This is a genomic window from Pseudomonas sp. KCJK9111, assembly GCF_046231935.1.
GTDB classification, from domain to species: domain Bacteria; phylum Pseudomonadota; class Gammaproteobacteria; order Pseudomonadales; family Pseudomonadaceae; genus Aquipseudomonas; species Aquipseudomonas parafulva_B.
Genome location: NZ_JBJJMO010000054.1, coordinates 23,599 through 29,949 on the forward strand (window position 1 = coordinate 23,599; position 6,351 = coordinate 29,949).

At 63.1% G+C, this 6,351-nt stretch carries 8 protein-coding genes; all 8 read left to right on the forward strand.

Features of this window, described 5'->3' with window-relative positions:
* The first annotated feature begins 44 nt into the window (after positions 1-44).
* Genes ACK59L_RS16835 through ACK59L_RS16870 form a run of 8 tightly spaced genes read left to right on the forward strand, consistent with a single transcriptional unit; the run spans position 45 to position 6,045 of the window.
* Entirely contained in the window at positions 45-812 is a 768-nt protein-coding gene (locus ACK59L_RS16835; RefSeq protein ID WP_196135338.1) for a heme ABC transporter permease, read from the forward strand.
* Positions 809-985, forward strand: coding sequence for a heme exporter protein CcmD (ccmD, locus tag ACK59L_RS16840; RefSeq protein WP_023533952.1), 177 nt, complete (start codon positions 809-811; stop codon positions 983-985). The genes ACK59L_RS16835 and ccmD overlap by 4 nt, the downstream gene beginning before the upstream one ends.
* Positions 982-1,437, forward strand: a complete 456-nt coding sequence (gene ccmE, locus ACK59L_RS16845) for a cytochrome c maturation protein CcmE (protein WP_058606094.1) — start codon at positions 982-984, stop codon at positions 1,435-1,437. Before ccmD ends, ccmE begins: the two co-directional genes overlap by 4 nt.
* Positions 1,438-1,448: 11 nt before the next feature.
* Entirely contained in the window at positions 1,449-3,422 is a 1,974-nt protein-coding gene (locus ACK59L_RS16850; RefSeq protein ID WP_178102718.1) for a heme lyase CcmF/NrfE family subunit, read from the forward strand.
* A complete protein-coding gene (locus ACK59L_RS16855) occupies positions 3,419-3,955 on the forward strand; it encodes a DsbE family thiol:disulfide interchange protein (protein ID WP_409274860.1) in 537 nt (178 codons plus the stop codon). The genes ACK59L_RS16850 and ACK59L_RS16855 overlap by 4 nt, the downstream gene beginning before the upstream one ends.
* Positions 3,952-4,428 carry a cytochrome c-type biogenesis protein gene (locus ACK59L_RS16860; RefSeq protein WP_058606096.1) on the forward strand — a complete coding sequence of 159 codons (477 nt, stop codon included), beginning with the start codon at positions 3,952-3,954 and terminating at the stop codon, positions 4,426-4,428. Before ACK59L_RS16855 ends, ACK59L_RS16860 begins: the two co-directional genes overlap by 4 nt.
* On the forward strand, positions 4,421-5,611 hold the full coding sequence (ccmI, locus tag ACK59L_RS16865) for a c-type cytochrome biogenesis protein CcmI (protein ID WP_409274863.1): 1,191 nt from the start codon (positions 4,421-4,423) through the stop codon (positions 5,609-5,611). The genes ACK59L_RS16860 and ccmI overlap by 8 nt, the downstream gene beginning before the upstream one ends.
* An 11-nt stretch (positions 5,612-5,622) precedes the next feature.
* Positions 5,623-6,045, forward strand: a complete 423-nt coding sequence (locus ACK59L_RS16870) for a hypothetical protein (RefSeq protein ID WP_058606098.1) — start codon at positions 5,623-5,625, stop codon at positions 6,043-6,045.
* Positions 6,046-6,351 lie beyond the last annotated feature (306 nt).

The following is a 6,351-nucleotide window of genomic DNA, read 5'->3' on the forward strand; positions in this document are numbered from 1 at the left end:
GAGCCTGGGCTTTGAAGCCTGGCCAATACCCTGGATGCACCCTGATGAAAATGAGCTGGACGTGGTTTCACAAGCTGGGCTCTCCGAAATGGTTCTATGCCATTAGCGGGCGCATGTTGCCGTGGCTGTCCATCGCTGCCGTGCTCTTGTTGGTGGTCGGCGTGGTCTGGGGGCTGGTCTTCGCGCCCCAGGACTACCAGCAGGGCAACAGCTTTCGCATCATCTACATCCATGTCCCGGCCGCGATGCTGGCCCAGTCCTGTTACGTTCTGCTGGCGGTGGCCGGTGTGGTGGGGCTGGTGTGGAAAATGAAGCTGGCCGATGTCGCCCTGCAATGCGCTGCCCCCATCGGCGCCTGGATGACCGCCGTTGCGCTGGTGACCGGGGCCATCTGGGGTAAGCCAACCTGGGGCAGCTGGTGGGTGTGGGATGCGCGCCTCACCTCGATGCTTATCCTGTTGTTCCTGTACTTCGGCATCATTGCGCTGGGCCAGGCAATCAGTAATCGTGACAGCTCGGCGAAAGCCTGCGCCGTGCTGGCCATCGTTGGCGTGGTGAACATTCCTATCATCAAGTATTCGGTCCAGTGGTGGAACACGCTGCATCAGGGCGCCACCTTTACCCTGACCGAAAAGCCTGCGATGCCCGCCGATATGTGGTTGCCGCTGCTGTGCACGGCGCTGGGCTTCTACTGCTTCTTTGGCGCGGTGCTCTTGATGCGCATGCGCCTTGAGGTGCTCAAGCGCGAGGCACGCGCCAGTTGGGTGAAGGAAGAGGTATCGAGCAGCCTGGCTGGGAGGGTCGTGCCATGAGTTTCGCCAGTTTCGGTGATTTCATCGCCATGGGTCACCACGGCCTTTATGTGTGGTCGGCCTACGGCATCTGCGCCGCGGTGCTGGCGCTCAACGTCGCCGTGCCGGTGTTGGCCCGGCGACGCTACCTGCAAGAAGAGGCGCGCCGCTTGCGCCGGGAGAAAACGCAGTGAATCCGCAGCGCAAGAAACGCCTGTTGCTCATCGTCGGTCTGCTGGTCGGCGTCGGGGTTGCCGTGGGCTTTGCCCTCACTGCCTTGCAACAGAACATCAACCTGTTCTACACCCCCACCCAGATAGCCAATGGCGAGGCACCGCTGGACACGCGCATACGCGCCGGCGGCATGGTCGAACAGGGCTCGGTGCAACGCTCCTCCGACTCGCTGGACGTGCGCTTCGTGGTCACCGATTTCAACAAATCCGTACCCATCACTTACCGCGGCATCCTGCCGGACCTGTTCCGTGAAGGGCAGGGCATCGTGGCATTGGGCAAGCTCAACGGCGACGGCGTGGTGGTGGCCGACGAAGTGCTGGCCAAGCATGACGAAAAGTACATGCCCCCTGAAGTCAGCAAGGCGCTGAAAGAAAGCGGCCAGGCGGCAACCCAGACGGGGGCGCGGCCATGAACGCAGCCTTGGTGATACCCGAACTCGGCCAACTGTCGATGATCCTGGCCATCTGCTTCGCGGCTGTGCAGGCCAGCCTGCCGCTGCTCGGGGCGTGGCGTGGTGACAGCTTGTGGATGAGCTTGGCGCGGCCCGCAGCCTGGGGGCAGTTCGCCTTTCTGACGTTCGCTTTCGCGTGCCTGACCCATGCCTTCATGACCGACAACTTTTCGGTTGCCTACGTGGCCAGCAACTCGAACAGTGCACTCCCGTGGTACTACAAGTTCAGCGCGGTCTGGGGGGCGCATGAAGGCTCCCTGCTGCTCTGGGCGCTGATTCTGGGGGGCTGGACCTTCGCCGTGTCGGTGTTCTCGCGGCAATTGCCCCAGGTGATGCTCGCCCGCGTGCTGGCGGTCATGGGTATGATCAGCGTGGGCTTTCTGAGCTTTTTGATCATCACCTCCAACCCGTTCCAGCGCCTGCTGCCACAGGTGCCTGTCGATGGCCGCGACCTCAACCCGCTGCTGCAGGACATTGGCCTGATCGTGCATCCGCCAATGCTGTACATGGGCTACGTCGGTTTTTCGGTCGCCTTCGCCTTCGCCATCGCCGCCCTGCTCGGCGGGCGTCTGGATGCCGCCTGGGCCCGCTGGTCGCGTCCCTGGACCCTGGTGGCCTGGGCTTTCCTGGGCGTGGGTATCACCCTGGGTTCCTGGTGGGCGTATTACGAACTGGGCTGGGGTGGCTGGTGGTTCTGGGACCCGGTGGAAAACGCATCGTTCATGCCTTGGCTGGTAGGCACGGCGCTGATCCATTCCCTGGCAGTGACGGAAAAGCGCGGGGTGTTCAAGAGCTGGACCGTCCTGTTGGCCATCGCTGCGTTCTCACTGAGCCTGCTGGGGACGTTCCTGGTGCGTTCCGGGGTTCTCACCTCCGTGCATGCCTTTGCCGCCGACCCGTCGCGCGGCATTTTCATCCTGTTCTTCCTGCTGTTCGTGGTCGGCGGCTCACTGACCCTGTTCGCCCTGCGTGCGCCGGTGGTCAAGAGCCAGGTGGGGTTTGCCCTGTGGTCGCGCGAAACCCTGCTGCTGGCGAACAATCTGGTGTTGGTGGTTGCGGCATCGATGATTTTGCTGGGCACCTTGTACCCGCTGGTGCTCGATGCCCTGACCGGCGCCAAGCTCTCGGTAGGCCCGCCCTATTTCGATGCCCTGTTTCTGCCGCTTATGGCACTGCTGATGCTGGTGCTGGGAGTAGGGGTGGTGGTGCGGTGGAAAGATACGCCTGGCAAGTGGCTACTGGGCATGATGACGCCGGTCCTGGTCGGCAGCGCCGTGCTGGCGCCGGTGGCGGGCCTGATCGTCGACGATTTCGACTGGCAGGTGCTGGCCACGTTCGCCCTGGCCGCCTGGATAGTGCTCGGGGGGTTGCGCGATGTGCTCGACAAGACGCGCCACAAGGGGCTGCTCAGGGGGCTGCTCGGTCTTGGGCGCAGCTATTGGGGCATGCAGCTCGCTCACCTTGGGCTTGCGGTGTGTGCCCTTGGGGTGGTGCTGTCGAGCAACAATAGCGCCGAGCGTGATCTGCGCATGGCCCCGGGCGAAAGCGTGGAGCTGGGCGGATATCATTTCCTGTTCCAGGGCGCCAAGCATTTCGAGGGGCCTAACTTCATTTCCGACAAGGGCACGGTGGTGGTCAGTCGCGAGGGTCGCCTTGTGGCCACCCTGCACCCGGAGAAGCGCCTGTACACCGTGCAGCAGTCGATGATGACCGAGGCCGGGATCGACGCAGGGTTTACCCGCGACCTGTACGTGGCCCTCGGGGAGCCTTTGGAAAACGGTGCCTGGGCGGTGCGTGTGCACATCAAGCCCTTTGTCCGCTGGATCTGGCTGGGCGGTCTGTTGACTGGCCTGGGCGGATTGCTGGCGGCCCTCGACCGGCGCTACCGCGTCAAGGTCAAGTCCCGGGTGCGCGAGGCCCTGGGTGTGTCTGGAGCAGTTGCATGAAACGTTGGTTGATGGTCGTGCCCCTGGCGGTGTTCCTGCTGGTGGCGGTGTTCCTGTACAAAGGTTTGTTTCTCAAGCCCGATGAATTGCCCTCGGCCATGATCGGCAAACCGTTCCCGGTCTTTTCGCTGGCTTCCACCCAGGGCGACCGTACGCTTACCCAGGCAGACTTGCAGGGTCGGCCTGCGCTGGTCAACGTCTGGGCCACCTGGTGCGCGTCGTGCAAGGTCGAGCATCCTTATCTCAATCAGTTGGCTTCCCAGGGTGTGGTCATCTATGGGGTGAACTACAAGGACGACAACGCCGCAGCGCAGAAGTGGCTGACCGAGTTCCACAACCCCTACCTGCTGGACATCAATGACGAGCAGGGCAGCCTGGGGCTGGACCTGGGTGTCTACGGTGCGCCGGAGACGTTCCTGATCGATGGCGATGGCGTGATTCGCTACAAGCATGTGGGCGTGGTCGACGCGAGTGTCTGGCGCGAGCAGTTGGCGCCACGCTACCAGGCGCTGCTCGACGAGGCGACGCCATGAAGCGCTGGTTCGCAGCCCTGACCTTGAGCCTGTGCGTCGGTGGGGTGGCCAAGGCCGCCATCGATACCTATCAGTTTCGTGACCAGGCCGAGCGTGAGCGCTATCAGCAACTGACCAAGGAATTGCGCTGCCCCAAGTGTCAGAACCAGGATATCGCCGACTCCAATGCACCCATTGCGGCTGACCTGCGCCGGGAAATATTCCGCATGCTGGGTGAGGGCAAGAGCAACCAGCAGATCGTCGACTTCATGGTCGACCGTTACGGTGATTTCGTGCGCTATAAGCCTGCGCTGAGCGGCCGTACCTGGTTGCTCTGGTTCGGCCCGGGCATTCTGCTGGTCGGCGGGTTCGCCGTATTGGCGGTGATTGTACGGCGTCGTCGCCTGGCGGCCGTGCAAGGCACTGATGAATTGTCAGCCGAGGAGCGCGCACGGCTGGCCAACCTGCTGGAAAAAGAACGCACCCATGACTGAATTCTGGCTTAGCGCGGGCTTGTTGCTGCTCGCGGCCCTCAGCTTTCTGCTGATCCCGATCCTGCGTGGCCGTCGCCACCAGCAGGAGCAAGACCGTACGGCGCTCAACGTGGCGCTCTATCAGGAACGCATCGCCGCGCTGGCCGCGCAGCAAGCGTCGGGTGTGCTCGATGACCTGCAATTGAGTCAGGGCCGTGACGAAGCCGCCCGTGAGTTGCTGGCCGACACCGAGGGCGCCGAACCCGCCAGGCAGCGTCAATTGGGCAAGGCCTTGCCGTTGCTGGCAGCGGTTCTGGTGCCGCTGCTGGCGTTGGGGCTGTACCTGCACTTCGGTGCGGCGGACAAAGTGGCCCTTACCCAGGAATTTGCCCAGGCACCTAAGTCGATGGAAGAAATGACGGCACGCCTGGAGCGGGTGGTTCAGGCACAACCTGATTCGGCCGAGGCGGTGTACTTCCTGGGCCGTGCCTACATGGCCGAACAACGCCCTGCCGAGGCGGCCCGCACGTTCGAGCGCGCAGTAGCCCTGGCCGGTCGCCAGCCCGAGTTGCTGGGCCAGTGGGCCCAGGCCCTGTATTTCGCGGCCGACAAGCGCTGGAGTGGGCAACTGCAGGCATTGACTGACGAGGCGCTGAAAGCCGATCCCAATGAGGTCACCAGCTTGGGGCTGCGTGGCATTGCGGCATTTGAAGGTGAGCGCTATCAGGAGGCTATCGAGTACTGGAAGCGGCTGTTGGCGCAGTTGCCGCAAGGGGATGCGTCGCGCGCGGCATTGCAGGGCGGCATTGACCGTGCGGCTGAGCGGTTGGGCACTCAGTCTGCCCAGGTGCCGGCACCTGCTGCGGTGCGTTTGAAGGTGCGGGTGGAATTGGCGCCGGCTTTGCGGGACAAGGTCAAGGCACAGGACACCGTCTTCATTTTTGCCCGCGCCAGCAGCGGCCCGCCCATGCCACTTGCCGCCAAGCGGGTGACGGTGGCGCAGTTGCCCATCGAGGTCGAGCTTTCAGATGCGGATGCGATGACGGCGCAGATGAAACTGTCCGATTTCGCCGAAGTCCAACTGGTTGCGCGCGTTTCCAAGGATGGGCAGCCGACCCGGGGTGAGTGGGTTGGCCAGAGCGCGCCTTTGCCCAACACGACCCAGGCCCAGCAGCGCCTGATCATCGACAGCCCTGATTCGTAAGAGAGTTCCCTATGCACGCGACGGTACGCCTTACCCTGATCACCCTGGCACTGGGTTTGTCGGCCTGTACGGTGCATGGCCCTGCTTCGCAGCCTGAGCCCGAACCGCCGATCGAACGGCTGCCGCCCAAGGGGCCGGTGGTCAAGCCGCTGCCAGGTGGACAGCCTGCTGGGCCTGGGAGCAAGCCTGCACCCCCAGCCAAACCAGTGCCGCGCACCTCGGCAAGCTTTGCCCCGCCGCCGGGCGGGGCGAGCCACTGGGACCCCAAGTTGGGCGTGTATGTGCTGGACAAAAAACCCAACACCTTCTATCGCCAGCGGACGTATTACCGGTTCGACAACGGCTGGAGCTGGTCGGTGAGCCCGGATGGGCCTTGGCAGCAGACCGATAGCAGTGGTGTGCCTGGAGGGCTGGGGCGGGCGTTTGGGCAGTAGATTTGTCGGCACCGCACCGGCCGCGATGGGCCGAACAACGGCGTTAATTGTGTAAGCGGTACAGCCAAAAAACCGGGGCCGCTGCGCGGCCCATCGCGGTACAAGACCGCTCCTACATGAAATGCGGTTGCCTTGTAATGTTGTGCAAGGCAGTTGCACCGCAAAGAACAAGATGAATTCTTAGTACTTAAGACACTTCATACAAAAGATCGTCAGTGCCATCGAGGCCGTTGATATTGATCTTGATCTTGCTTCTAAGCGCGCGGTAGTTCAGGCGCCGCAGATCGCGACTTCAGGAGGCCGAGC

Coding starts and splice junctions, on each gene's coding strand:
- ACK59L_RS16870 (WP_058606098.1), top strand. CDS start 5,623: ATGCACGCGACGGTACGCCTTACCCTGATCACCCTGGCACTGGGTTTG.
- ccmI (WP_409274863.1), top strand. CDS start 4,421: ATGACTGAATTCTGGCTTAGCGCGGGCTTGTTGCTGCTCGCGGCCCTC.
- ACK59L_RS16835 (WP_196135338.1), top strand. CDS start 45: ATGAAAATGAGCTGGACGTGGTTTCACAAGCTGGGCTCTCCGAAATGG.
- ACK59L_RS16860 (WP_058606096.1), top strand. CDS start 3,952: ATGAAGCGCTGGTTCGCAGCCCTGACCTTGAGCCTGTGCGTCGGTGGG.
- ACK59L_RS16855 (WP_409274860.1), top strand. CDS start 3,419: ATGAAACGTTGGTTGATGGTCGTGCCCCTGGCGGTGTTCCTGCTGGTG.
- ccmD (WP_023533952.1), top strand. CDS start 809: ATGAGTTTCGCCAGTTTCGGTGATTTCATCGCCATGGGTCACCACGGC.